The sequence below is a fragment of the Pseudomonas putida S13.1.2 genome (assembly GCF_000498395.2).
Lineage (GTDB): Bacteria > Pseudomonadota > Gammaproteobacteria > Pseudomonadales > Pseudomonadaceae > Aquipseudomonas > Aquipseudomonas putida_Q.
In genome coordinates this window covers 4,557,329-4,581,854 of sequence record NZ_CP010979.1, presented here as the reverse complement: position 1 = coordinate 4,581,854, position 24,526 = coordinate 4,557,329, and the positions used below count along the sequence as shown (strand labels likewise).

The window sequence follows — 24,526 nt, the reverse complement described above, 5'->3', positions numbered from 1 at the left end:
TTTATGTCGAAAAGGATTTTTTATGAATGACAATCAAAAATCACCTCCTTCAATATTTCGTCCTAGAGCAAGGATAATGAAGACTTTAGGTGAGGAACTGATTAGTAATGATACCGTTGCCATAATAGAGTTAGTAAAAAATGCTTATGACGCGGACGCAAAAGACGTACTCATAAAGTTTGACGATAATGTTGAGGAAGGTAAAGGTTTTGTTGAGGTAATCGATAATGGCGCCGGCATGGATATCAACACCATCCGAAACGCTTGGATGGAGCCAGCAACACCTACAAAGAAAAAAGATAAGAGTAGCCCTAATGGCTCGCGGAGAGTATTAGGAGAGAAAGGTGTTGGCCGCTTTGCCGCGTCGAGACTGGCAAACTCGCTTGAACTGATTAGCAAAAAATCTGCAAGTCCCAATGAAGCGTATGCGTTCTTCGATTGGACCCAGTTTGATGATGAAGAAAAATTTCTTGATGAAATAAAAATACAAACTGATGTGCGTGCGCCAAAAGAAATATTGCCGAATGATTTTTTTGATGTAAATAATCAACCTCAAGGAACAATTTTGAGGATGAGGGGGCTGCGAAATACTTGGGATGAAATGACTTTTCTTGCTTTGCAGCGAGGATTGTCACGTTTGGTTTCCCCTTTTTCAGAAGTAGATGGATTTAAGATAAGAATATCTGCCCCTAGCTCGCATAGTAAATTCTCGAAAAATATCGAGCCGCCTCAATCAATAAAATACCCACATTACACGGTCTCGGGAAGAGTCAACGCCGACGGTAGTTTCAAGCTGGTTTATACTGTTGTTGCTAATGGAGACCCTATACCACTGACAGGCCGATTAGTTCCTACATCTGATGGGCGTTGGGAGCTGGTCGGAGAGTCAGCTCTGCCCGACAAAGAAAATTTCCGATCACCAGAGTGTGGCCCGCTAGACATTGAGCTTAGGATTTGGGATAGGGATGATCTTGGCAACATTGTGCAGATGGTAAAAAGCTCGATTTCGAATGTAAGGAAAGATCTAGACTCTTTTGCGGGTGTAAACATTTATAGGGATGGCTTTCGAGTTCTCCCTTACGGCGAACCAAACAATGACTGGTTAAGGTTAGATTTGCGTCGTGTACAAAATCCAACACTTAGACTGTCCAATAACCAAATATTTGGGTATGTTCAAATAACTGCGGATGGAAACCCGGAGTTAAAAGATCAGTCGAACCGGGAAGGGTTGAGGGAAAGTCAAGCTTATTATGATTTGCGAGAGATCATGATTACGATACTTTCTCGGATGGAGACGTACAGACGACAGTACAAAAAGAAAGCAGATCCGGGTGGGTCTAAGACCGAACAAACAAACAAGCCAAGTCTTTTTGATCCAATAGATTTTGACCAGATTAAGTCTCATTTGTCAGATAATCACCCGTCTGACAAAGTTGCATTTGAAATGGTTCAGAAAGTCGAGAAAGATTTTGCCAGTAGATTAGGTGAGCTCAAGCTGGTAGTCGCCAGGTATCACGGCTTGGCGACCTTAGGTCAGCTAATTGATGGGCTGCTACATCAAGGTCGGCACCCTTTATCAAAAATTGTGGGCTATGCTAAGTTGGGGTACGATAGTGTTGCTCGGGAAATATCCAAGTCTATAGAAAGACCGAACTTAACATCTCTACTAGATCGCTTTGAAAAAATACTGAAACAGGGCCAGGTCCTTGATGGTGTTTTTAAACGGATAGAACCTTTTGGCGGTCGAAGGCGAGGGCGTCCGGCCCAGCTATACATGGAGCAAATAATCAAAGACTCTCAGGAGTTGTTAAGTGATGATTTTACGAGGCTGAAGATTAAATTCACCATTTCAGATACTCAGACACTCGTTAAAGTAGACCCCGCTGAGCTGCAAGAAGTATTCGTTAATCTTATGCAGAACAGTTTGTATTGGCTGAGCTTGGTCCCAGATAATTCCCGCATCGTTGCGGCTACCGTGAAACGGAACGCTGACACTTCGGTTGAGATAATCCTTGCTGATAGTGGCCCAGGCGTGGCTTGGGAAAATCGAGAGTCCATATTCGAGCCATACTTTAGCACCAAAAGTGATGGAGTCGGGCTTGGGTTATCTATAGTTGGCGATATTGTGAGCGACTACTACGGCGGAAGCCTGGAACTGATGGAGAGCAATTCGCTGGGCGGCGCTGCATTTAGAATTACTTTGCGCAGGAGAGTTTAATGAGTAATAAATGGAATTTTTTGATCGTAGACGACGACGAAGAAATACTGGAAATGCTCAAGGAGACTTTCGAATCTGAAGGTTTTCTGGGAGACTCCGTTGTCTCGTGCGTGACTGCAAAAAGCTTTAACGAAGCGCTTGTGTTGGTCGAAAACAGCAGCTTTGATCTTTTAGTTCTCGATCTTCAAGATGACGCAGAGGATGATGCAAGTTCTGAGAGTTACGGAGGGGAAAGAATTCTTGCAAGCTTGAAGCAGCATCAATTTACCCCTGTTGTTTTTCATACTGGCTACGCTGAAAAAATCAAGGATCTTGAAGGTCGTTTTGTTAAGGTTGTCAGAAAGGGCGCCCATGAAGAGCTTAGTGCGGCAGTTAAATATTCCTTCGATACAAAACTACCAAGCCTGATAAGGTACATCAAAGAGCAGCAGAGGAAGTACCTCTGGGATCATGTCGAGAATGGTGGAATTTCGGCTGATGACTTGAGCGAAGACGGTGAGGTTGCATATCTTCTAGCGAGACGACTTGCTAGCTCATTGAGTTCAAGTTCAATAAGAAAATTTTTCAATCCGGAACATGACCTTGGCCTGGAAAAAATCCACCCTGTTGAATACTATATATATCCTCCAGTGAGCTATGGAATTGGGCTGGGAGATATTGTTGTAGATTCCGAGCAGGGCGGGTTTTACTTAGTTGTTAACCCTGCGTGTGATTTCGCCCAAGGGAAAGTTGATAATGTTTTGTTGGTGCGCTGCACCCCCCTCAAGGAAATTCCTGAGCTTTCGAGCATTAGGGAATTAATAATGCAAAATTCGGCAGTCAGCAAAACAAAAAGAACTGAGTTGAAAGGTATTCTGGCTGATAATAGAAAGTTGGCAGGATTGCAGCCGGAAAGATATAAGTATTTGCCTGGAACCTCGTTCCTTCCGCATTTGGTTGCCGATTTTCAAATGTTGTCTCAGGTGCAGTACGGCGAACTCGAAGCTTTCGCAAGATATAATCGGGTTGCGACTGTTGATACGCCGTTTGCAGAGGCAATACAGGCTAAATTTGCAAGGTATTACGGACGTTTCGGTGTCCCGGATATCGACTCCGAGAGGTTAGTAGCTATGTTGATCGCCGAGATTGAGGCGGAGCAAAAGGGTATGGCTCATACCGCATAAGAACTTTGAGAGTTGCTCCTGAAGCTCTCTGCTGAGGGGGCAGCTTTTGGCATTAATTAAGCGTTCTAGCTTATTGTTCATTGTGTAATTTGGCTCAGTGACATTGAACTGCCGCGCAAGGTGATCGGTGAGGCTAATATTGGCTTTCAGTCGTGGCCGACTGCCCGTTTGCGACTACAGCGCCTTCCGCGGGCATCAAATGTAAGTCGCGATTCCCCTCGCATCCTTATCCCTGCCCAAGTGGGTCATCGTGAATTTGCGGTAGTCTTAGACCTCTTCTACTCCCAGATAAGCTGCCATGGTCAATCTGAGTGGCCGTTCGTCTTCTCGGGCTCGGGTAGATTCAGGTCTGGCCAGCCAGACTCCTTAGCGGTTGGGATGGGCCTTGAAGAGCTGACAGAGGAGTGGTTCTTAATGAAGGCCTATTTTTGCACTGGCCCCTAGCACGGTACGTTGCGGCGGCCTTCAAGATGCTACATCCTAATTTTGATGCCGGGCATGATGAGGCTTGTGGTGCTCAGAAAGTCGCGGCAGCGACTCCCTGCTTTGAGTGCTACAGGCGCGAATACGCAAGTGAAGTTAGCTAGCCGACTTGTCGGTTAGCTAACTTCACCTGTCTTGCCCTGAATATTCGTGTAGCTGAGATGAGCGTCAGTAGTGAACTCAGGCAAGCAACATGTGCGCTAGAGCGTTTAATTATGAGCTGATCGCTTGAACAACGGAAATGGTCGGTTGTTGAACTCTAGAACAACGATTGTTCGGCTAAGCAACGGTGCTCAATAGCTAATGAACACCGCAGTTTATGGGTAGTAATTTCCTGGCGTAACGACGAAAAGCTTGATAGCCAAAGTCGATAGATCCTTCATCATGCAAAGTCTTCCAGATCCCTAGTAAGGACCAACCACCTTCAATCGCTTGCAGAATTTCCTCGCGTAGCAAGATGAACTTGGCCAAATTGGTACTCGGGTCTGAAGGAGGGTAGGTCGCGATTACTCGTTCTGCGATCCGTATGGTAAGGGGTTTCATCTCAACCTCATGGATGACTAAACCTCAGAGCTAGGGCCTGGTTTCTCATTTGTCAAAATTCGGACTGGTGATATGCCAGAGCTAGACCTATTTGTCCTTAACTTCTTCAAGTACTCCTTTCCTACGGTCGACCGGTTCTCGTTCTTGACACTTGACGGGCCTATTTCCGGGTTGTCTGCCGAGGTAAAGTGAGGTGCGTTATCGTCACGCGTAGGTTTCCCCGCAGGTGCTCGGTCCTTGAAGTTGTAGCTGCCATCTCGATATCGCTTGATGATTCCGTGAAACCACCGGACTGCTGTAGTTTTGATAGATCCCGCTTTGATCGCAGCCGACAGTTCGTCCAGCATGCGTTGCTGGTCAACGGGAGCAACCTGCTCCAGCGCCTTGAAAATTTGGCTTCTCGTTTCAGCTGATACCAATGCCGTCAACCGCAGCGGCGGACCATCGGCTACCGGTACATCGTCGAGGGACGTAGTAGTTTTCTTATTTCTTGGTTTTATTGTTTTGTTAGTATTTATATGTGCTTGTTTTCCCTGGTGCGGCTGCTCCGTGTGCGGTTTATCCATGTTCGGGTTATCGCAATATGGTGCAGCGGAGGCTTGGCTATGGGGCTCGTCAGATATATGCCATACCGTTTTTGCGAATCGTCCGCGGGAGTCATGGGTGCGCTTGATACTCAAGTAGCCTGCGTCCTCCAACTCCTGCAATCCGCTCCTGGTTGCGGCTGTGCCAGTGCCGTTTTTCTTAGATAGCGATTCCACCGTCAGGTATGGGTAGCCTGGAGGTAGTGATAGTAATTTCACAAGTAGGCCCAACGATTTCCAACTCAGGTTTGAGTCGCTTATTACATCGTTAGGGATAATTGTGAAATGGCTGGATACCTTTCTTTTTACAACTAGGGATATAGACATCTTCGTCAGCCCTGCTCAAGCACCTTGGCTACATCTGCGGTTCTGAAATAAATCCTCCTGCCAATTCTCACCTTACAGGGGAGGAATTTTCTCGATATCTCATTGTCGCCACTCAGACTGATCCTCAAGCCATCCTTGCTTCTGTGTAGCACCTCCGCAAGCTGTTCGAGGGACAAAAGTGGAGCCCCAGAGAATAAGTCGCGTATATATTCTTCAGTGGTCATGCTAGGTGTCCTCCGCTTAATTTCGCATATCCTATGACACCTAGCGCAAATTTATAAAGAACTTTTTGAATATTGGCTTGACAGCTGGATAGTTTAGCTATAGTTCTCCGTTCTTGTTTTAGCTCAACTTATTTAGAGTCGTAGCTGTTTTAGCCGCTAAATTTTAACTTCACTTGGTGTGGTGCGGCTATAGTGCTGGGGTTTAGCTAAACTGTTTTGAATTTTTAGCTAAACTTTTTTGTTTTTTGACATGTTGTCCAGCCGGGCTACTAGATCTTCGGAGCGTAGATGTGTGTATCTTTTCAACATTTGCATCGATTTGTGGCCACTGATGCTTGATACCTCTTGGTCGGAAAGACCACCTTCCACCAAGCGGCTGACAGCCTCATGCCTCAAGTCGTGAAATCTAAAGTCGGATAGCTGGAGCTTCTTAACCAACAGCCCCCAGATTTTTGTGAACGCATAGGGGCGGCGCTTTCCATCTCTACCGGGCTCACCGAAAAACACCAGGTTGCACTCGCTAGGGCGAGCTGGATTCATCATCGCGGCTCTGAAAAGCTCTGTGGCTCGCTTGCTCAGTGGCACAGTTCGTTGACCATCATTTTTCGTGTCAACCAGTCTTACGATGCGTCGCTCTATATCCACCTGAGGTCTGCGTAGCGAAGCGATTTCACCTGAGCGCATGCCAGTTTCCAGAGCGATGCCAACGATCCACCCAAGCATTGGATTGCTATGCCGATTCACCTCTGCGAACAGCCGCCGTTCCTCATCCGGCGAGAGCCTACGATTGCGACCCTCCCCGGGGCTTGGCTTGCGTATATTCAACACGGGGTTAAACGTCAGGCCCAGCCCCCACTCCTGGATCGCGACCGTGAAAACGTGGCTCAGTAGAGCCAGCTCCAGGCGAACGGTGTTGTTGCTGGTCGTGCCTGCGCGGCCTGGCTCGTTAAGGCGCTTGTCGCGATAGTTGGCAATGGTTTCAGCGGAAAGGGCTGCGAGAGAATACTTGCCCAGATGCTCCGTCAGCTTTTTAGCCTTGGAGATCTCACCGCGTTGAGTCGTAGGCTTCTTTGTGGGTGTAATGTCGGTCAGGTAGCGCTTGAGCGCTATTTCCAGCGTCATGCGCTCAGAACCGCTGCGCTGGATGTACACACCCCGCACCATCTCGTCTTCGGTGCGTCGTGACCAATCCTCCGCGTCGCGCTTGGTGCGGAAGGTTTTGGCGTTGGTCGGCCATCCGGTCTTGCGGATGACGGCCTTCCAGGTGCCGGCAGGGGTTTTGACGATTGTGGCCATCTGAAGGACTCCAAAGGCGTGCAAGCGAAGCCGCACTGTACCTAATTTGTACCTTCGGACCATAGGACTGATCCGGCTGCCACAAACCCAAAAAGCCGAAAGCCGCGTAGTACGCGGCTTCAAGGTTGGTGGGCCCACACGGACTCGAACCGTGGACCAAAGGATTATGAGTCCTCTGCTCTAACCAACTGAGCTATAGGCCCTCAGTAAGTGGCCGGATTATAACGAGGGTTTCGCACCAGTGCCATCTGAAAGATCCGATAGTGCTATGCGAAGAAACGTTGCCGCGAATTCCCCTGGCGGTAGTGGCAGGCTGACGATGTAGCCCTGGATCTGCTCGCAGCCCTCGGCCGCCAGGAAGCGTTGCTGAGCCTGGTTTTCCACGCCCTCGGCAATGATGGTCAGTTGCATGCTGCGGCCCAGGGCAATGATCGCACGGGCGATGGCGGCGTCGTGCGGGTCGTCGGGCAGGCCGCGGATGAACGACTTGTCGATCTTGAGGATGTCCAGCGGCAGGCGCTTGAGATAGCTCAGCGATGAATAGCCGGTGCCGAAGTCGTCGATGGCCAGTTGCACGCCCAGTTTTTTCAACTGGTACAGCACGGCCAGGGCTTCTTCAGCCTGGCTCATGATGAAGTTTTCGGTGATCTCAAGCTGCAGGTCGCCCGCCTTGAGCTGGTGGTGCTTGAGCAACTGCTCGATGCGCCGGGCCAGGTGTGGCTGGCGTAGCTGGGCGCCGGCGAGGTTGATCGACAAGGGGCCGAAGGGTTCGTAGTGCTGCTTCCAGGCCTGCATCTGCCGGCAGGCTTGTTCCAGTACCCAGTCGCCGAGCTGGAGGATGGTGCCGTTCTCCTCCGCCAGGTGGATAAAGTGCTCCGGAGGCACTTCACCAAAGGTCGGGTGGCTCCAGCGGATCAGCGCCTCTGCGCCGACCAGGCTCTGCGTCTTGAGGCTGAGCTTGGGCTGGAAGCACAGGCTCATTTCGTTGCGTTCGACGGCACGGCGCAGCTCATGCTCCAGGGCGATACGCTCGCTGGCCTGGGCGGTGAGGTCGCGGGTGTAGGCTTCGACGCGGTTGCGGCCCTTGGCTTTGGAGCGGTACATGGCAGCGTCGGCGTTGCGGATCAGCGTGGCAACGTCGGTACCGTCCTGTGGATAAAGGCTGATGCCGATGCTGGCGCTGGTGAAGAATTCGTGCTCACCGGCCTGGAACGGGGCGATGAAGCAGGCCAGCAGCTTGTTGGCGATGGTACTGGCGTCACTGGGCTTGTGCAGGCCCGGCAGCAGGATGATGAACTCGTCGCCGCCCAGGCGGGCCACGGTGTCGACGTCACGCACCTGCTCCTTGAGGCGCTGGGCAATGCCCTTGAGCAGCAAGTCGCCGACCGGGTGGCCGAGGCTGTCGTTGATGTGCTTGAAGCGGTCGAGGTCGAGGAACAGCACCGCGCCCTGGCGGTTGGACACCTGCGCGCAGGTGAGCACGGCCTGCAGGCGGTTCTCGAACAAGGCCCGGTTGGGCAGGCCGGTCAATGGGTCGTGGTGGGCCTGGTAGTCGAGCTTGGCCTGGGCATGCTTGAGGCTGGAAATGTCGGCGAACACGGCAACGAAGTGAGTGATCTCGCGTTCGCTGTTGCGTACGGCGCTGATGGTCAGCCAGCCGGGGTACAGTTCGCCGTTCTTGCGCTTGTTGTAGATCTCGCCTTGCCAGTGGCCCTCGGCGGTCAGCTGGTGCCACATGGCGGCATAGAAGGCGCTGTCGTGCTGGCCGGAGGCAAGCAGGCGCGGGGTCTGGCCGAGGGCTTCGATCTCGCTGTAGCCAGTGATTTCGCTGAAAGCGCGGTTGACGGCACTGATGCGCTGGTCGATGTCGGTGATCAGCACGCCTTCGGCGGTGTTCTCGAACACGGTGGCGGCCAGCTGCAGTTTTTCCTGCATCAGGTGGCGCTCGGTGATATCGCGGGCGATGGTCAGCATGCAGTCGACGCCGCCAATCGGCAGGGGCCTGGCGGAGAGCTCGCACAGGCGGATCTGCCCGTCGCTGCGGCGGATATGGCAGGTGAAGTCACGCACGAAACCGTCACGGTTGAGCTGGTCGACCATGCGTTTGCGTTCGTTGAGGTCGACCCAGATACCCAGGTCCAGCGAGGTCTGGTCGATGGTCGGATTGAGGTCGTAGCCGGTCAGGCGGCAGAAGCCTTCGTTCACCTCAAGCAGCAAACCGTCGCTCTGGCGCGACAGCAGCAGGCCGTCGGGCGAGGCGTGGAAAGCCTTGGCGAACTTTTCTTCTGAGGTTTGCAGCTGCTGCTGGGTCTCCTTGAGCTGGCTGATGTCGCGTACTGCCACTACCAGCGCGGGGGTGCCGTCCAGTTCGAACGTTTCGGCCGAAGTCAGGCCGGTAAAGAGTTGGCCGTTGCTGCGGCGGAAGCTCATTTCCAGGTTACGGATACCGCCCTGGTGCAGGCGCTCGAGCAGCGGCGGGCCGGAACCTTCGACGCCCCACAGGTTGAGGTCGGTGGCGCTGCGGCCAAGCACCTGGTCCGGGGTCATGCCAATCTGCTCTTCGAAGGCTTCGTTCACCTCCAGCAGGCAGCCGTCGCTGTGGCGGGCGATCAGCAGAATGTCGGGGCACTGCTGGAACACCGAGGCAAACTTTTGCTCGGAGAGGCGCAGGGCGTCCTCGGTGCGCTTGGTTTCGCTGATGTCGATCATCAGCCCGCGCATCACCGGCTGGGGCCCGTGTTCGATCATGCTGACGATGTTGCGTACCCACAGGGGCTGGCCGTCTGCCCGTATCACCCGATAGTCCAGGCTATGGTCGCGCCCGGCTGCGGTTTCGCTGTCGCAGTAGGCCTGGGCCCAGAGGGCGTCCTCCGGGTGCAGGATGCTGCGCCAGAACCCCGGTTTGAGCCAGTCGCTGAGCGGGTAGCCAAGCAAGTCTTCGGCATGCGGTGAGACATAGCTGTAGGTGAAGTCGTTGGCGTCGGCTTCCCAGGCGATGGCGGACAGGCTCTCGACCAGGCCGCGGTAGTGGTACTCGCTGCTGCGCAGCTCCTGCTCCAGGGCGATGCGCCGGGAAATTTCCGAGCTGAGTCGGCGGTTGATACGGATGACCACGGCCAGAACGGCCATCAGCAACAGCACCGTTGGCAGGCCATACACCAGCAGGTCGGACCAGAACATGCGTTGGTCGACCACATTGCCCACCCAGCGCTGCTGGATCTGGCTGATTTCGCTGCTGCTCATGTCAGCCATTACTTTGTCGAGAATGCCGACCAGCACGTTCTTGTCGCGGGGAACGGCCATCGCCAGCTGGTAGCGGTAAGGCGTTTCGCCGCTGACGTAAAGGCCGTCGAGCTTGAGTTGGCGCAGGCTCCAGATACTGGACGCCAGGTCACCGACCACGGCGTCTACCTGGTCGGTGGCCAGGGCCTGCAGTGTGGAGCTGACGTTGGGCATGGCCACCAGGTTGAGATCCGGGTGGTGGGTACGCAGCAGCTCGTGCGGGGCGTAATTCTCGACCACGGCGATTTTCAGCCCGTACAGGTCATCCAGCTTGCGCGGTTGTGCGCCGCCTTTGTGGGCGAGGATGACAATAGGGAAGTCGAGGTACGGACGTGTGAAGGCCAGGTAGCCCTGGCGTTCGGGGGTGGACATGATGCCGGGCAGCAGGTCGATGTGGCTTTCGCGCGCCTGCGCCAGCACCTCGGTCCAGCTGCTGGGTTCGACCGGTTTGAGCGTCACGCCCAGGCGTTGCTGGATCGCAGCGATGTAATCGGCGGCCAATCCCTGGTACCGGCCCTCCTGGTCGCGAAACTCGAACGGTGGCCAAGAGGCGTCGATGCCCAGGCTCAGCTGCGGGTGGGCAGCCAACCAGGCTTTTTCCTCGTCTGTCAGGGTCAGGGCGCCGGCCGTCGTGTTCCACAAAACCAGGAGCAGCAACAGAATGGCCGGCATAGGTGGCATAGCAGCCTCGCATTCTTGGGGTCTGACGTCGAGTGTAGACGGGCATTGCGGCAGGTGCAGGGGGAAACATGGGCCCTTTTGTCAAATACAACAGGGCCTTGCAGGGATGGCGGCAGAGCGCGACAGGCAGAAAAGAAAAACCCCGGCCTGGGCCGGGGTTTTGTCATCACTCGTCGAGGAAGGAGCGCAGATGCTCGCTGCGAGTTGGGTGGCGCAGTTTGCGCAACGCCTTCGCTTCGATCTGACGGATCCGCTCACGCGTTACGTCAAACTGCTTGCCCACCTCTTCGAGGGTGTGGTCGGTGTTCATGTCGATACCGAAACGCATGCGCAGCACCTTGGCTTCGCGTGCAGTCAGGCCCGAGAGCACGTCACGGGTGGCTTCCTTGAGGCTTTCGACCGTGGCCACATCAATCGGGGACTGCATGGTCGAGTCCTCGATGAAGTCGCCCAAGTGCGAATCTTCGTCGTCACCGATCGGGGTTTCCATGGAGATCGGCTCTTTGGCGATCTTCAGTACCTTGCGGATCTTGTCCTCAGGCATTTCCATGCGCTCGCCCAGCTCTTCCGGGGTCGGTTCGCGACCCATTTCCTGCAGCATCTGGCGGGAAATACGGTTGAGCTTGTTGATCGTCTCGATCATGTGCACCGGAATACGGATGGTGCGTGCCTGGTCGGCGATCGAACGGGTGATTGCCTGACGGATCCACCAGGTGGCGTACGTCGAGAACTTGTAACCACGACGGTATTCGAACTTGTCCACCGCTTTCATCAAGCCGATGTTGCCTTCCTGGATCAGGTCGAGGAACTGCAGGCCACGGTTGGTGTACTTCTTGGCGATAGAGATCACCAGACGCAGGTTCGCCTCGACCATTTCTTTCTTGGCGCGGCGGGCCTTGGCTTCACCGATCGACATGCGACGGTTGATGTCCTTGATCTCGGCAACGGTCAGGCCGGTTTCGGTCTCAAGGTCGATCAGCTTCTGCTGGCAAGCAACGATGGCGGCGTCCTTTTCACCCAGGGCGGCAGCCCATTTGGTGTTGCGCTTGGCCAGGTCACCGCTCCAGGTCTGGTCGGTTTCGTTGCTTGGGAACATGCGCAGGAAGTCGGCACGTGGCATGCGGGCATCACGCACGCACAGCTGCATGATGGCGCGTTCTTGCTGACGCAGACGGTTCAGTGCATCACGAACACGCTCTACCAGAACCTCGAACTGCTTGGGCACCAGCTTGATCGGCATGAACAGGTCGGCGAGGGCTTGCAGGGCCTCGATGCTTTCCTTGTGGCCACGACCGTTCTTCTTCACGACCTTGACGGTCGCCTGAAGCTGGTCGGATACCGCACCGAAACGCTGGGCTGCGACTACCGGGTCCGGACCGCTCTCGGTCTCTTCCTCGTCGTCACTGCCTTCGGACTCTTCCTCTTCGTCGTCGGACTCTTCCTTCGCGGCTGCGGCCTTGGCGCCAGGAATCGGCACCTCTTCGGTCGGCGCGGCGATGTTGTCGTCAGGGTCGATGTAACCGCTGAGCACGTCGGACAGACGGCCACCCTCGGTGGTGACGCGGTCATATTCGCCGAGAATGTAATCGACAGTACCCGGGAAATGGGCGATGGCGCCCATCACCTCACGGATGCCTTCCTCGATACGCTTGGCGATTTCGATTTCGCCTTCGCGGGTCAGAAGCTCGACTGTACCCATTTCGCGCATGTACATGCGCACCGGGTCGGTCGTGCGGCCGATATCGGTTTCAACTGCCGCCAACGCAGCAGCGGCTTCTTCGGCCGCGGCTTCGTCGGTGTCGGCTTCCGCCAACAGAAGGGCATCCGCATCCGGAGCACTCTCGAATACGTTGATCCCCATGTCGTTGATCATGCGGATGATGTCTTCCACCTGTTCAGGATCTGAAATATCCTCAGGCAGGTGGTCGTTGACCTCCGCGTAAGTCAGGTAGCCCTGCTCACGACCGCGGGTGATCAACTCTTTGATACGAGACTGCTGTTGCGCTTTTCCGGACATAACACCCTATCCACTGAAGGTCTTGGCGGGCAAAAAACAAGCCGAGGATTATACCCGAGCATGGGCCTCACGCGCCAGATGAGGTCGGCGTTTGTGCGGGAACATTCCGGCTCAGCAGGGCGAGAAGCTGGGTTTTTTCCTCGCTGGTCAATTCACTTTGACGTGATTTCCTGAGCAGTTGTTCCAGGCTGCGCTCGCGTTGGCGGGCGGACAAGCTAGTTATAGTGTCGAAAAACTGTTGTTCAAGGTTGTCGGCCACGATCAGCCATTCCTTTTCCGCCAGGGCCCGCAGCAGGCGGCCCTGTTCGGTGCCATGCCAACGTGCGATCAGCTGCATTGAGCTTAGCCCAGGATTTTTCTGTGCGGCTTCGATCAATGCCACCAACAGCTGGCTGTACAGGTGTTCTTCGTCGGCAAAGTGGCTGGCATCTTCTACCTTGCCGGCCAGCAACGGGTGATGCAGCAGGGTGCGCAGGGCAGCCAGGGTGGGCGGTTCGACCGGGGCTGGCACACGCGGTGGTGCTTCGTCACGTTGCTGCCAGGGCTTGCCGCCCTTGCGGTTCTTGTCCCAGGGTTTGTCGCTCCACTGCTTTTTGCCACCGCCCTTGTTCGGCTTCCACGCCTGTTCCTGCTGAACGGGGGCGAAGTCGTGCTGCGGCATGTCGCCGTAGTCAGGGGTATAGCTGGCCATGGCGTCGTAGTCGTAGCCAGGGTCGTAGTCCGGCACACTGCTGGCTGGCGGAGCTTGTTGCGCCAGTTGCTCGACCTGCTGCGGGTCCAGACCGGTGATTTCCTTCAGGCGGTTGCGCATCAGTTGGCGCAGGTTGGCACCGGGGATCTTTTCGATCAACGGTGCGGCCAGGGTCGCCATGTGCGCCTTGCCTTCCAGTGATCGCGGGTCGGCTTCAACGCCCAGTTGCTCGAAGAAGTAGTCGGCCAGCGGCTGGGCGTGCTGGTTGATGCGGGCCCTGAAGGCATCGGTGCCTTCGGCACGCACCAGGCTGTCCGGGTCTTCGCCTTCGGGCAGGAACAGGAAACGCGCACGGCGGCCGTCCTGCAGGTTGGGCAGCGTCGATTCCAGCGCACGCCAGGCGGCCTTGCGCCCGGCCTGGTCGCCGTCGAAGCAGAACAGCACGCTGGGCACTACCCGGAACAGGCGCTTGAGGTGCTCTTCGCTGGTGGCGGTGCCAAGGGTGGCCACGGCATTGCGCAGGCCCTGCTGAGCCAAGGCGATGACGTCCATGTAGCCCTCGACGACGATGATCTCGTCGAGGTTGCGGTTGTGCTTGCGCGCCTCGTACAGCCCGTACAGTTCCTGGCCCTTGTGGAACACCGGGGTTTCCGGGGAGTTCAGGTACTTGGGCTTGTCGTCGCCCAGTACCCGGCCGCCGAAGGCGATGATACGCCCGCGGCTGTCGCGAATGGGGAACATCACCCGGTCGCGGAAACGGTCGTAGCGCTTGCCGCTTTCGGCGTTCTCGATCAGCAGGCCGGCATCGATCATCACCTTTTGCTGCAGGGTGTCGGCACCCAGGTGCTTGAGCAGGTTGTCCCAGCCGGGCGGGGCGAAGCCCAGGCAGAAATCGCGGGCGATCTCCCCGGACAGGCCGCGGCCCTTTAGGTAATCCACTGCGGCCTTGCGGGTCGGGTGGCTGCGTAGGGCCTGGCGATAAAATTCCGAGGCGGCGTCCAGCAGCGGGTACAGCGGCGAGTCGGTTGGCTGGCGAGGTTTCTGGTCGCGGCGGCCTTGCTCGCGGGGTACTTCCATGCCTGCGGCGCGGGCCAGTTCTTCGACAGCCTGGGGGAAGTCCAGGTTGTCGTGGTCCATGACGAAGCCAAGGGCGTTGCCGCCGGCACCGCAGCCGAAGCAGTAGTAGAACTGCTTGTCGGGGCTGACCGTGAAGGAAGGGGTCTTCTCCTTGTGGAACGGGCAGCAGGCGGAGTAGTTTTTGCCGGTTTTTTTCAGCTGGACGCGCGAACTCACCACGTCGACGATGTCGAGGCGGTTGATCAGGTCGTCAATGAAACTCTGGGGAATCAGCCCGGCCATGGCAGTCTCGTCATCTGGCAACTGGCAAGTCTAATCGCTCACGCGCCGAATAGGGCGAGTGCTGATTGGGGAAGTGCGAGGGAATGTGTGCTCGTCGCCAGCCCCTAAGGGCCCGTCAGTCGGACGTGCACGTCTGGTCATACAGCAAGAAGGACCAGCTCTGACGTTTCAGGCAGGTTGCCCATGTGCAGTTCGCATGAAGCTTGTGCAGGGCCTTGAGCTAGCTGCTCAAGTTTGAAACGACCGCTGCCATCGCCCGGTGGTTAACCGGGCAGGGCAGAAGCTTTGCGTAGAACGCCTGTATTAGTACAGACGAACGGCGCGGCGCTGTTCGCGCTGAACTTTCTTGGCGTGACGCTTAACAGCAGCAGCTGCTTTGCGCTTACGCTCGGCGGTCGGCTTCTCGTAAAACTCGCGGCTACGAACTTCAGCCAGTACACCGGCTTTTTCGCAGGAGCGCTTGAAACGACGCAGAGCTACGTCGAAGGGTTCGTTCTCTTTAACTTTGACGGCTGGCATCCAGGGCTACCTTAATTCATTACCGGGGTAGACGTGCTCCTGGCAAAACAAAGGTGTGCTGGAGAACGTCGGTTTTCAAGGGTTGCGGATGTTAACCCTTAGCAAGCCGGAATGCAAAGCCTCTGATCGAAAACCGCTGGTCGGCATGCAACACGGGGACTATCATGCGCGCCTTCGAATTCAGCCCCCACAAGGGACGAACCCATGCTAGTACTGGGATTGGAAACATCCTGCGACGAAACTGGCGTCGCATTATACGACAGCGAGCGCGGTCTTTTGGCCGACGCACTGTTCAGCCAGATTGACCTGCACCGCGTGTTTGGCGGTGTGGTGCCCGAGCTTGCCTCGCGAGACCACGTAAAGCGCATGTTGCCGCTGATCCGCCAGGTGCTGGAGGAGGCCGGTTGCGTCGCCACCGAGATCGACGCCATTGCCTACACCGCGGGTCCTGGCCTGGTCGGCGCATTGCTGGTGGGCGCCTCCTGCGCCCAGGCGCTGGCCTTTGCCTGGGACATTCCGGCGATTGGCGTGCACCACATGGAAGGCCACTTGCTGGCGCCCATGCTGGAACAAAACCCACCTGAGTTTCCGTTCGTCGCTTTGTTGGTTTCAGGCGGCCACACCCAGCTGGTACGCGTCGATGGCATCGGTCAGTACGAGCTGCTGGGCGAGAGCTTGGACGATGCTGCGGGCGAAGCGTTCGACAAGACCGCCAAGCTGATCGGCCTGAACTACCCCGGCGGCCCGGAAATCGCGCGCCTGGCCGAGCAGGGGGTACCTGGGCGCTTCGTGTTCCCGCGGCCAATGACTGATCGCCCAGGGCTGGAATTCAGCTTCAGCGGCCTCAAGACCTTTGCCCTCAACACCTGGCAGCAATGCAAGAACGCTGGCGACGACAGTGAGCAAACCCGTTGCGACCTGTCCCTGGCATTCCAGCAGGCGGTGGTGGAGACTTTGACCATCAAGTGCAAGCGGGCGCTCAAGCAGACCGGCCTCAAGCGCCTGGTCATCGCGGGTGGCGTGAGTGCCAACAAGGCTTTGCGCGCCTCCCTCGAGGACATGCTCGCCAGCATCAAGGGCAACGTGTATTACGCGCGCCCGCAGTTCTGTACCGACAACGGCGCGATGATCGCGTACGCCGGTTGCCAGCGCCTGTTGGCCGGGCAGCAGCAGGACCTGGCGATCAGCGTGCAGGCGCGCTGGCCGATGGAGCAGTTGCCGCCGCTGTAGCGTTTGAAGCCGAACGGTCAGAAGTGCCGTTCGCGCCCCGCGAACAGGTCGCGCAGGTTTTTGCGGTGGCGCCATACGATCATCACGGTCAGCACGGTGATTGGCAGCAGGGCTTCGGGCTCGCGCCAGGCCAGTAATGGCAAGGTCAGTGGTGTGGCAACAAGTGCTGCCAGCGAGCTGGTGCGGGTGAGGTAGAAGGTCAGCAGCCAGGCGCCGATAGCCAGCAGTGCGGCCGGAAAATACAGGCCCATGAGCATGCCGGCAGCCGTCGCCACGCCCTTGCCGCCCTGAAAGCGGAAGTACAGGGGGAACAGGTGGCCCAGCACCGCGCATACGCCCACCCAGGCCTGCGCATGCAGGTCCAGCTCGGCAAGGCGGGCGAGCAATACCGGCAAAAGGCCCTTGCACAGGTCGCCAAGCAGGGTCAGGATCGCCAGTTTACGGCCTGCCAGGCGTAGCATGTTGGTGGCGCCGGCATTGCCTGAGCCGCTGGAACGCGGGTCCGGGCTGCCCGAGAGGCGGCTGAGGAGAATGGCGAAGGACAGCGAGCCGAGCAGGTAGGCGAACAACGCCAGTAACCAAAACATGCTAACTATTCCGGGCGAGGACGCCCTGATTCTAACGGCGCCAGTCGCCCTTGTCGTGCTGTGGAGAGAAGTGCTTGGACAGAGTGTTCATCGAAGGCCTGGAAGTCGATACCGTCATCGGTGCCTATGACTGGGAGCGGGATATTCGCCAGTGCTTGCGCCTGGACCTGAGCTTTGCCTGGGACAACCGCCCGGCCGCAGCGGGTGACGACCTGAGCCTGGCGCTGGACTATGCCAGCGTTTCGGCGCGCATCCAGGCGTTTGCCGAGCAGGCGCGTTTCGAGTTGGTGGAAACCTTTGCCGAGCGCCTGGTAGCGACCTTGATGGAAGAATTCCACATCCCTTGGGTGCGGTTGAAGCTGACCAAGCCGGGTGCGGTTCCGGCGGCCCGTGGCGGTGTTGGCGTGGAGATCGAGCGCGGATGTCTCTGAGCACGGTTTACCTGGGCCTTGGCAGCAACATCGACCGTGAGGCGCATTTGTGTGCCGGGCTCGATGCGTTGGCGGGCATCCTCACCGACATGCGTTGCTCGCCGGTGTTCGAAAGCCAGCCGGTGGGGATCAAGAGCGGGCCGTTCATCAATTTCGTGGTGACCGGGCAAACCGCACTGCCGCTGATCGAACTGGACCGTCGGCTGAAGTTCATCGAGGCCGACAATGGCCGTTACGCGCCGGACCGCAAAGGGCTGCCGCTGGATATCGATGTGCTGATGTATGACGATCTGCACGGCACCTTCGATGGGCTGGTGCTGCCTAGGGCCGAGATCCTGAAGAACGCTTTCGTGCTGTGGCCGCTGTCGTTGCTGGCCCCTCAGCTGATGCATCCGGGCGCGGGCAAGACCATGGCCCAGTTGTGGCAAGAGGCACAGATTGACCAGGTACTGGCCCCGGTCGCCTTTGAGTGGCGCGGGTTGCAGCTGACTCCCGCTTAAGCCTGTTCCGGCCCTTTCGCGGCTAAAGCCGCTCCCACAAGGACAGCGCAGGTTTCGCGCCCACGCTGTACCTGTGGGAGCGGGCATGCCCGCGAACACCGGCGAAGCCGGTGCCATACAGCGGGTTGGGGTATTCGCGGGCGCGCCCGCTCCCACAGGTGCGGCGCCAACATCGGGCCCACGCTGTACCTGTGGGAGCGGCTTTAGCCGCGAAGGGGCCGGTATGGTCAGCCGAGTTGGTAAGCCTCAAGTGCTTTCAGCCGCTCAGCCTTGAGTGCTTCGCCCAGTGCCTGGCCCGTCAGCCCGGCCTGCACCAGCGGCTTCACCTCCACCGCTCGCGCGGCCGCTGCTGCGCCTCGCAGGTAATCGGCCTGTGGATAACCCTGCTTGCCATCGCCCAGCGCCGCCATCTCGCAAACGACCACAAAATCGTCAAACCGCTGCGGCCGTCGGTACACATCGAACTTTTGCAACAGCTCCAGCAGTGCCGTGGCAGGCAGTTCCAGCGCCTGATTGGCCTGCGCCAGGCATTCGCCTGTCAGCAGGGCCAGTTCCTGGCATTCCCGTGGCGCCTTCAGGCGCTGGTTGACGGCTTTGATCGATGCGGGAGCCAGCCCGCGCAGCAGGCAGGCCCAGCGCACGTGCAGGGGCTGTTCATGCGCCGCTGCCTGCTCCAGCGCTGCCAAGGCCTGGGCATCGCCAACTAGCTCAGGCAGCAGGGCCTGCAGGGCGTCGCAATCGCGCAGCACCTGGAAGAACACCTGGGGCTGTGCCTCCATCAGCGCCCGCTCGATTTCCTTCCAGCTGCGCTCGGCAGTCAACGCCTGCAACTCGCCAGAGGCGCTGATCTGGCGCATCAGTTCCAGCGTTTCTTCGGCAACCCGAAAACCCAGCGGTGCATACCGGGCTGCAAAGCGCGCTACGCGCAAAACACGCAAGGGATCTTCGGCAAATGCCGGAGAAACGTGGCGCAAAATTCGATTATCTAGATCGTCTTGGCCATGGTGGGGATCGTACACTGTGCCCGCTTCGTCCTCGGCCATCGCGTTGATGGTCAGGTCACGGCGGATCAGGTCTTCTTCCAGGGTGACGTCAGGGCTGGCGTGAAAGGTGAACCCGCCATAACCGCGCCCGCTCTTGCGCTCGGTACGAGCCAAGGCGTATTCCTCGCCGGTTTGCGGGTGCAGGAACACCGGAAAGTCGGCGCCCACCGGCCTATAGCCTTTGGCGTGCATTTCTTCGACGGTGGCGCCTACCACCAGCCAGTCAATATCACTGACGGGGCGGCCGAGCAGGCGGTCGCGCACGGCGCCGCCGACTTTGTAGATGTGCATGTGCAGCTCTCCATAACTGCCGACAGGATAACCCGTCGGCCGTTATGGCGGTGCACTAGAGGTGGTGAATGACAGCCAGGTCCATGCGCCCGTAGTCTGCGCTTTCGCCGTGCTCGCCACGGGGTGGCATGTGGTGGGTTTTCATCACTTGCTCGCCCTGCACGGTTTCCAGGTGGATATCGAAGCCCCACAGGCGATGCAGGTGCTTAAGCACTTCCTCGGTGGAGTCGCCCAGCGGTTTGCGGTTGTGTTGCTGGTGGCGCAGGGTCAGCGAACGGTCGCCGCGACGATCGACGCTCCAGATTTGCACGTTCGGTTCACGGTTACCCAGGTTGTACTGCGCGGCCAGCAGTTCACGAATCACCCGGTAGCCGGCTTCATCGTGAATGGCGGGCACCAACAGGTCGTCGCGCTGGTCGTCATCGAGGATGCTGAAAAGCTTGAGGTCACGCATTACCTTGGGCGACAGGTACTGCAGGATGAAGCTCTCGTCCTTGAAACTGCTCATGGCAAACTTGATGGTAGAAAGCCAATCACTGCCGGCAATGTCGGGGAACCAGTGGCGATCTTCCTCGGTCGGGTTCTCGCACATGCGCCGTATGTCGGTATACATCGCAAAGCCCAGTGCGTAAGGGTTGATGCCGCTGTAGTAGGGGCTGTCGAAGCCGGGCTGGAACACCACGCTGGTGTGCGACGTCAAAAACTCCATCATGAAGCCTTCGGTGATCAGCCCCTCGTCGTACAGGTCGTTCATCAGCGTGTAGTGCCAGAAAGTTGCCCAGCCTTCGTTCATGACCTGGGTCTGGCGCTGCGGGTAGAAGTACTGGGCGATCTTGCGCACGATGCGCACCACTTCACGCTGCCAGGGTTCGAGCAGCGGTGCATTCTTCTCGATGAAATACAGGATGTTCTCCTGTGGTTCGGCGGGGAAGCGCCCCTCATCGCGTTCGTTGCCCCTCTCGGCGCTTTTCGGGATGGTGCGCCACAGGTCGTTGATCTGGCGCTGCAGGTGCTCCTCACGTTCCTTCTGGCGCCGCCGTTCCTCTTCTGCGGAGATGGGGTAGGGGCGCTTGTAGCGGTCCACGCCGTAGTTCATCAGGGCATGGCAGGAGTCGATCAGGTCTTCCACGGCATCTATGCCGTGGCGCTCTTCGCACTGGGCGATGTACTGCTTGGCAAACACCAGGTAATCGATGATCGAGCTGGCGTCGGTCCAGGTGCGGAACAGGTAGTTGCCTTTGAAGAAGCTGTTGTGGCCATAGCAGGCATGGGCGATCACCAGTGCCTGCATGCACATGGTGTTTTCTTCCATCAGGTAGGCGATGCAGGGGTCGGAGTTGATCACGATTTCGTAGGCCAGGCCCATCTGGCCACGGCTGTAGGACTTTTCTGTGCTGAGGAACTGTTTGCCGTAGGACCAGTGGTGGTAACCCAGTGGCATGCCGACCGAGGCATAGGCGTCCATCATCTGCTCGGCCGTGATCACCTCGATCTGGTTGGGGTACGTGTCCAGGGCGTAACGTTCGGCCAGGCGGCCGATTTCCCGGTCGTAGGTCTGGATCAGCTCGAACGTCCACTCGGACCCGGTGGAAATGGGTTGGCGTCTCTGTGCTCTGGCGGTCATGTGGCTAACCTGCGCTGGAAGAGTTCACGGAAGACCGGGTAGATATCGCCGGCCGATACCAACTGCTGCTGGGCGAACGTGTCGGGGAAGGCTTCACCGATGCGTTCGTATTCATACCACAGCGCCTGGTGCTCACGGGGGGTGATCTCGACGTAAGTGTAGTACTGCACGTGCGGCATGATCTGCTTGGACAGAATGTCGCGGCAGATTGGCGAGTCGTCGTTCCAGTTGTCGCCGTCAGAAGCCTGGGCGGCGTAGATGTTCCAGTCGCTGGCCGGGTAGCGTTCGGCCATGATCTCCTGCATCAGCTTTAGCGCGCTGGAAACGATGGTGCCGCCGGTTTCCCGCGAGTAGAAGAACTCTTCCTCGTCGACTTCCCGGGCGCTGGTGTGGTGGCGGATGAACACCACCTCGATGCGGTCGTAGTTACGCTTGAGGAACAGGTACAGCAGGATGAAGAAGCGCTTGGCGATGTCCTTGGTGGCCTGGGTCATGGAGCCGGACACGTCCATCAGGCAGAACATCACCGCCTTGGAACTGGGGTTGGGCTGCTTGACCAGCAGGTTGTACTTGAGGTCGAAGGTGTCGAGGAAGGGCAGCCGATTGATGCGTGCCTTCAGGCGTTCGATTTCCTGTTCGACTTCCTGGATATCGGTGAAGTTGTCCGGCTCCTCGACCCGCAGGCGGTCGAGTTCCTTTTGTGCTTCGCGCAGCAGTGCGCGGCTGCTGCCGGTCAGGGCGATACGGCGGGCATGCGCCGAGCGCAAGGTGCGCACGATGTTGATGCGTGACGGGTTGCCCTCGTTGGCGATACCTGCGCGTACGGTCTTGAAGGTGTCGGTGCCGGTCAGGTGACGTTTGACCAGGTTGGGCAGTTCGAGATCCTCGAACATGAATTCGAGGAATTCTTCCTGGGTGATCTGGAAGACGAAATCGTCCATGCCGTCGCCGGAGTTGCCCGCCTTGCCGCGGCCTCCGCCACCCCCGCCACCACCTTGCGGCCTGGGGATATGTTCGCCGGCAGTGAACTCCTTGTTGCCAGGGTGCACGACGGTCTGTTTGCCGCCGCGACCGTGGTGGAGCACGGGTTCGTCGATGTCGCGCCCCGGAATGCTGATTTGCTCGCCATGTTCCATGTCCATGATGGAACGGCGGCTTACCGCCTCTTCGACGGCTTTCTTGATGTGTTCACGGTACCGCCGCAGGAAGCGCTGGCGGTTGACCGTGCTCTTGTTCTTGCCGTTCAGGCGTCGGTCTATAACGTAGCTCATGGTCCCTCCGGTAGCTGGGAACAGCTGCACGCTTCAAGCTACGGGCTCGCTGCACCTAAAGGCAGCAAGGCAGCTGCTGCCGCCCAAGGCTGGCTTGCCAGCGTTGGGCGCGCAGTGTGTAGCTTGTCGCTTTATTGCGATTTCCTGACCCGCAGGTACCATTCCGACAGCAGACGAACCTGTTTGTCGGTGTAGCCACGCTCCACCATGCGCGTGACGAAGTCGTTGTGCTTCTGTTGGTCTTCCTTGCTGGCCTTGGCGTTGAAGCTGATGACTGGCAGCAGGTCTTCGGTGTTGGAGAACATTTTCTTCTCGATCACCACCCGCAGCTTTTCATAGCTCAGCCAGCTCGGGTTCTTGCCATTGTTGTTGGCACGGGCACGCAGCACGAAGTTGACGATTTCGTTGCGGAAATCTTTCGGGTTGCTGATGCCAGCCGGTTTCTCGATCTTCTCCAGCTCTTCGTTGAGGGCGATGCGGTTGAGGATTTCGCCGGTCTCCGGGTCGCGGTATTCCTGGTCCTGGATCCAGAAGTCGGCGTACAGCACGTAGCGGTCGAAAATGTTCTGGCCGTATTCGCTGTAGGACTCCAGGTAGGCGGTCTGGATTTCCTTGCCGATGAACTCGATATAGCGCGGTGCCAGGTACTCCTTCAGGTAGCGCAGGTAACGCTCGCGCACTTCGGCAGGGAACTGTTCCTGTTCGATCTGCTGCTCAAGCACATACAGCAGGTGCACGGGGTTGGCCGCAATCTCGTGTGGGTCGAAGTTGAAGACTTTGGAAAGGATCTTGAAGGCGAAGCGGGTCGACAGGCCGTTCATGCCCTCGTCGACGCCTGCCGAGTCGCGGTACTCCTGGATCGACTTGGCCTTGGGGTCGGTGTCCTTGAGGTTTTCGCCGTCGTAGACGCGCATCTTCGAGTAGATGTTGGAGTTCTCTGGCTCCTTGAGGCGCGAAAGTACGGTGAACTGGGCCAGCATCTTGAGGGTGTCGGGCGCGCAATGGGCCTTGGCCAGCGAGCTGTTGATCAGCAACTTGTCGTAGATCTTGATCTCATCGCTGACGCGCAGGCAGTACGGCACCTTGACGATGTAGATCCGGTCGATGAACGCCTCGTTGTTCTTGTTGTTGCGGAAGGTGTGCCACTCCGATTCGTTGGAGTGGGCCAACAGGATGCCGGTGTAGGGAATGGCACCAAGCCCCTCGGTACTGTTGTAGTTGCCTTCCTGAGTGGCCGTGAGCAGTGGGTGCAGGACCTTGATCGGCGCCTTGAACATCTCGACGAATTCCATCAGGCCCTGGTTGGCCCGGCAGAGCGCGCCCGAATAGCTGTAGGCATCGGCGTCGTTCTGCGGGAATTCCTCAAGTTTGCGAATATCGACCTTGCCCACCAGGGCGGAAATGTCCTGGTTGTTCTCGTCGCCCGGCTCGGTCTTGGCGATGGCAATCTGGTTGAGGATCGACGGGTACAGCTTGACCACTTTGAACTTGCTGATGTCGCCGCCGAACTCCTGCAGGCGTTTGGTGGCCCAGGGCGACATGATGGTGTTCAGGTAGCGCCGCGAGATGCCGTACTCCTCCTCGAGGATGGCCCCGTCTTCGGTGGCGTTGAACAACCCCAGGGGCGACTCGAATACCGGCGAGCCCTTGATGGCATAAAACGGGACCTTTTCCATCAGCTGCTTGAGTTTTTCGGCCAGCGACGATTTACCGCCGCCCACCGGGCCCAGCAGATAGAGGATCTGTTTCTTTTCTTCCAGGCCTTGGGCGGCGTGGCGGAAATAAGAAACGATCTGGTCGATGCACTCTTCCATGCCATGGAAGTCGGCAAAGGCCGGATAGCGGCGGATAACCTTGTTGGAGAAGATGCGCGACAGCCTGGAGTTGGTAGAGGTGTCGATCAGCTCTGGCTCACCTATGGCCAGCAACAGCCGTTCGGCCGCCGATGCGTAGGCACTGCGATCCCCTTTGCACAGCTCGAGGTACTCCTGCAGCGAGAGTTCTTCCTGGCGCGTGGACTCGAAACGTTGTTGGAAGTGGCTAAAAATACTCATGACGTCACCTCGCTCGATACGTGGAGACGACGCCGGATCAGTCAGCTGATGCTGGCATGCAACCGGTTTTGCCGGCTGCTGTATACCCCCCAGAACACCCTGTAACGC

17 protein-coding genes and 1 tRNA gene are annotated in these 24,526 nt (G+C 57.6%); 5 read left to right on the top strand and 13 right to left on the bottom strand.

Annotated elements, in window-relative coordinates; all coding sequences use genetic code 11:
- Positions 1–22 precede the first annotated feature (22 nt).
- Entirely contained in the window at positions 23–2,218 is a 2,196-nt protein-coding gene (locus N805_RS30115) for a sensor histidine kinase (RefSeq protein ID WP_046811334.1), read from the top strand.
- Complete coding sequence (locus N805_RS20330) at positions 2,218–3,381, top strand: response regulator (RefSeq protein WP_019471273.1); 1,164 nt, start codon at positions 2,218–2,220, stop codon at positions 3,379–3,381. The genes N805_RS30115 and N805_RS20330 overlap by 1 nt, the downstream gene beginning before the upstream one ends.
- 783 nt (positions 3,382–4,164) lie before the next feature.
- Here the strand turns inward: N805_RS20330 and N805_RS31335 are convergent.
- From N805_RS31335 to rpsU, 8 genes are all read right to left on the bottom strand, one after another.
- Complete coding sequence (locus N805_RS31335; RefSeq protein WP_196305291.1) at positions 4,165–4,407, bottom strand: TraK family protein; 243 nt, start codon at positions 4,405–4,407, stop codon at positions 4,165–4,167.
- A gap of 916 nt (positions 4,408–5,323) precedes the next feature.
- The gene (locus N805_RS20325; protein WP_019471274.1) at positions 5,324–5,542 is read right to left on the bottom strand and encodes a DNA-binding protein; all 219 of its coding nucleotides are present in this window, start codon (positions 5,540–5,542) and stop codon (positions 5,324–5,326) included.
- Positions 5,543–5,770: 228 nt separating this feature from the next.
- Positions 5,771–6,838 carry a site-specific integrase gene (locus tag N805_RS20320; protein ID WP_026034438.1) on the bottom strand — a complete coding sequence of 356 codons (1,068 nt, stop codon included), beginning with the start codon at positions 6,836–6,838 and terminating at the stop codon, positions 5,771–5,773.
- A 126-nt stretch (positions 6,839–6,964) separates the two neighbouring features.
- Positions 6,965–7,041: transfer RNA gene (locus tag N805_RS20315), tRNA-Ile, on the bottom strand.
- Positions 7,042–7,057: 16 nt separating this feature from the next.
- The gene (locus tag N805_RS20310; RefSeq protein ID WP_019471276.1) at positions 7,058–10,801 is read right to left on the bottom strand and encodes a bifunctional diguanylate cyclase/phosphodiesterase; all 3,744 of its coding nucleotides are present in this window, start codon (positions 10,799–10,801) and stop codon (positions 7,058–7,060) included.
- A gap of 166 nt (positions 10,802–10,967) precedes the next feature.
- Entirely contained in the window at positions 10,968–12,818 is a 1,851-nt protein-coding gene (gene rpoD / locus N805_RS20305; RefSeq protein ID WP_019471277.1) for an RNA polymerase sigma factor RpoD, read from the bottom strand.
- Between the two features lie 67 nt (positions 12,819–12,885).
- Entirely contained in the window at positions 12,886–14,868 is a 1,983-nt protein-coding gene (gene dnaG, locus N805_RS20300; RefSeq protein ID WP_019471278.1) for a DNA primase, read from the bottom strand.
- Between the two features lie 303 nt (positions 14,869–15,171).
- Positions 15,172–15,387, bottom strand: a complete 216-nt coding sequence (gene rpsU, locus N805_RS20295) for a 30S ribosomal protein S21 (protein WP_003255575.1) — start codon at positions 15,385–15,387, stop codon at positions 15,172–15,174.
- Between the two features lie 204 nt (positions 15,388–15,591).
- On the opposite strand from rpsU, the gene tsaD reads away from it, so the two are divergent.
- Positions 15,592–16,617 (top strand): tRNA (adenosine(37)-N6)-threonylcarbamoyltransferase complex transferase subunit TsaD, encoded by a 1,026-nt coding sequence (gene tsaD, locus N805_RS20290; RefSeq protein WP_019471279.1) that lies wholly within the window; start codon positions 15,592–15,594, stop codon positions 16,615–16,617.
- A 17-nt stretch (positions 16,618–16,634) separates the two neighbouring features.
- On the opposite strand, the gene plsY is transcribed toward tsaD, so the two are convergent.
- Positions 16,635–17,204 (bottom strand): glycerol-3-phosphate 1-O-acyltransferase PlsY, encoded by a 570-nt coding sequence (plsY, locus tag N805_RS20285; RefSeq protein WP_019471280.1) that lies wholly within the window; start codon positions 17,202–17,204, stop codon positions 16,635–16,637.
- 74 nt (positions 17,205–17,278) lie between these two features.
- Between plsY and folB the strand changes: the two genes are divergently transcribed.
- Both folB and folK read left to right on the top strand, forming a co-directional pair.
- A complete protein-coding gene (gene folB / locus N805_RS20280) occupies positions 17,279–17,635 on the top strand; it encodes a dihydroneopterin aldolase (RefSeq protein WP_019471281.1) in 357 nt (118 codons plus the stop codon).
- The gene (folK, locus tag N805_RS20275; protein ID WP_019471282.1) at positions 17,626–18,135 is read left to right on the top strand and encodes a 2-amino-4-hydroxy-6-hydroxymethyldihydropteridine diphosphokinase; all 510 of its coding nucleotides are present in this window, start codon (positions 17,626–17,628) and stop codon (positions 18,133–18,135) included. The genes folB and folK overlap by 10 nt, the downstream gene beginning before the upstream one ends.
- A gap of 227 nt (positions 18,136–18,362) precedes the next feature.
- Here folK and N805_RS20270 read toward each other — a convergent pair whose 3' ends face one another.
- The 4 genes from N805_RS20270 to N805_RS20255 all read right to left on the bottom strand — a co-directional run bounded on the left by N805_RS20270 (position 18,363) and on the right by N805_RS20255 (position 24,418).
- Positions 18,363–19,469 carry a multifunctional CCA addition/repair protein gene (locus N805_RS20270; RefSeq protein ID WP_019470205.1) on the bottom strand — a complete coding sequence of 369 codons (1,107 nt, stop codon included), beginning with the start codon at positions 19,467–19,469 and terminating at the stop codon, positions 18,363–18,365.
- Positions 19,470–19,524: 55 nt separating this feature from the next.
- Positions 19,525–21,093: a SpoVR family protein gene (locus N805_RS20265; protein WP_019470206.1), complete on the bottom strand. Its 1,569-nt coding sequence runs from the start codon at positions 21,091–21,093 to the stop codon at positions 19,525–19,527.
- Complete coding sequence (locus N805_RS20260) at positions 21,090–22,364, bottom strand: YeaH/YhbH family protein (protein WP_019470207.1); 1,275 nt, start codon at positions 22,362–22,364, stop codon at positions 21,090–21,092. The genes N805_RS20265 and N805_RS20260 overlap by 4 nt, the downstream gene beginning before the upstream one ends.
- 131 nt (positions 22,365–22,495) lie before the next feature.
- The gene (locus N805_RS20255) at positions 22,496–24,418 is read right to left on the bottom strand and encodes a PrkA family serine protein kinase (protein WP_016497703.1); all 1,923 of its coding nucleotides are present in this window, start codon (positions 24,416–24,418) and stop codon (positions 22,496–22,498) included.
- Between the last annotated feature and the right edge of the window lie 108 nt (positions 24,419–24,526).

Bases quoted from the DNA above. Each gene is read 5' to 3' on its own strand.
- N805_RS30115 (WP_046811334.1), top strand. From the start codon at position 23: ATGAATGACAATCAAAAATCACCTCCTTCAATATTTCGTCCTAGAGCA.
- N805_RS20330 (WP_019471273.1), top strand. From the start codon at position 2,218: ATGAGTAATAAATGGAATTTTTTGATCGTAGACGACGACGAAGAAATA.
- N805_RS31335 (WP_196305291.1), bottom strand. From the start codon at position 4,407: ATGAAACCCCTTACCATACGGATCGCAGAACGAGTAATCGCGACCTAC.
- N805_RS20325 (WP_019471274.1), bottom strand. From the start codon at position 5,542: ATGACCACTGAAGAATATATACGCGACTTATTCTCTGGGGCTCCACTT.
- N805_RS20320 (WP_026034438.1), bottom strand. From the start codon at position 6,838: ATGGCCACAATCGTCAAAACCCCTGCCGGCACCTGGAAGGCCGTCATC.
- N805_RS20310 (WP_019471276.1), bottom strand. From the start codon at position 10,801: ATGCCACCTATGCCGGCCATTCTGTTGCTGCTCCTGGTTTTGTGGAAC.
- rpoD (WP_019471277.1), bottom strand. From the start codon at position 12,818: ATGTCCGGAAAAGCGCAACAGCAGTCTCGTATCAAAGAGTTGATCACC.
- dnaG (WP_019471278.1), bottom strand. From the start codon at position 14,868: ATGGCCGGGCTGATTCCCCAGAGTTTCATTGACGACCTGATCAACCGC.
- rpsU (WP_003255575.1), bottom strand. From the start codon at position 15,387: ATGCCAGCCGTCAAAGTTAAAGAGAACGAACCCTTCGACGTAGCTCTG.
- tsaD (WP_019471279.1), top strand. From the start codon at position 15,592: ATGCTAGTACTGGGATTGGAAACATCCTGCGACGAAACTGGCGTCGCA.
- plsY (WP_019471280.1), bottom strand. From the start codon at position 17,204: ATGTTTTGGTTACTGGCGTTGTTCGCCTACCTGCTCGGCTCGCTGTCC.
- folK (WP_019471282.1), top strand. From the start codon at position 17,626: ATGTCTCTGAGCACGGTTTACCTGGGCCTTGGCAGCAACATCGACCGT.
- N805_RS20270 (WP_019470205.1), bottom strand. From the start codon at position 19,469: ATGCACATCTACAAAGTCGGCGGCGCCGTGCGCGACCGCCTGCTCGGC.
- N805_RS20265 (WP_019470206.1), bottom strand. From the start codon at position 21,093: ATGACCGCCAGAGCACAGAGACGCCAACCCATTTCCACCGGGTCCGAG.
- N805_RS20260 (WP_019470207.1), bottom strand. From the start codon at position 22,364: ATGAGCTACGTTATAGACCGACGCCTGAACGGCAAGAACAAGAGCACG.
- N805_RS20255 (WP_016497703.1), bottom strand. From the start codon at position 24,418: ATGAGTATTTTTAGCCACTTCCAACAACGTTTCGAGTCCACGCGCCAG.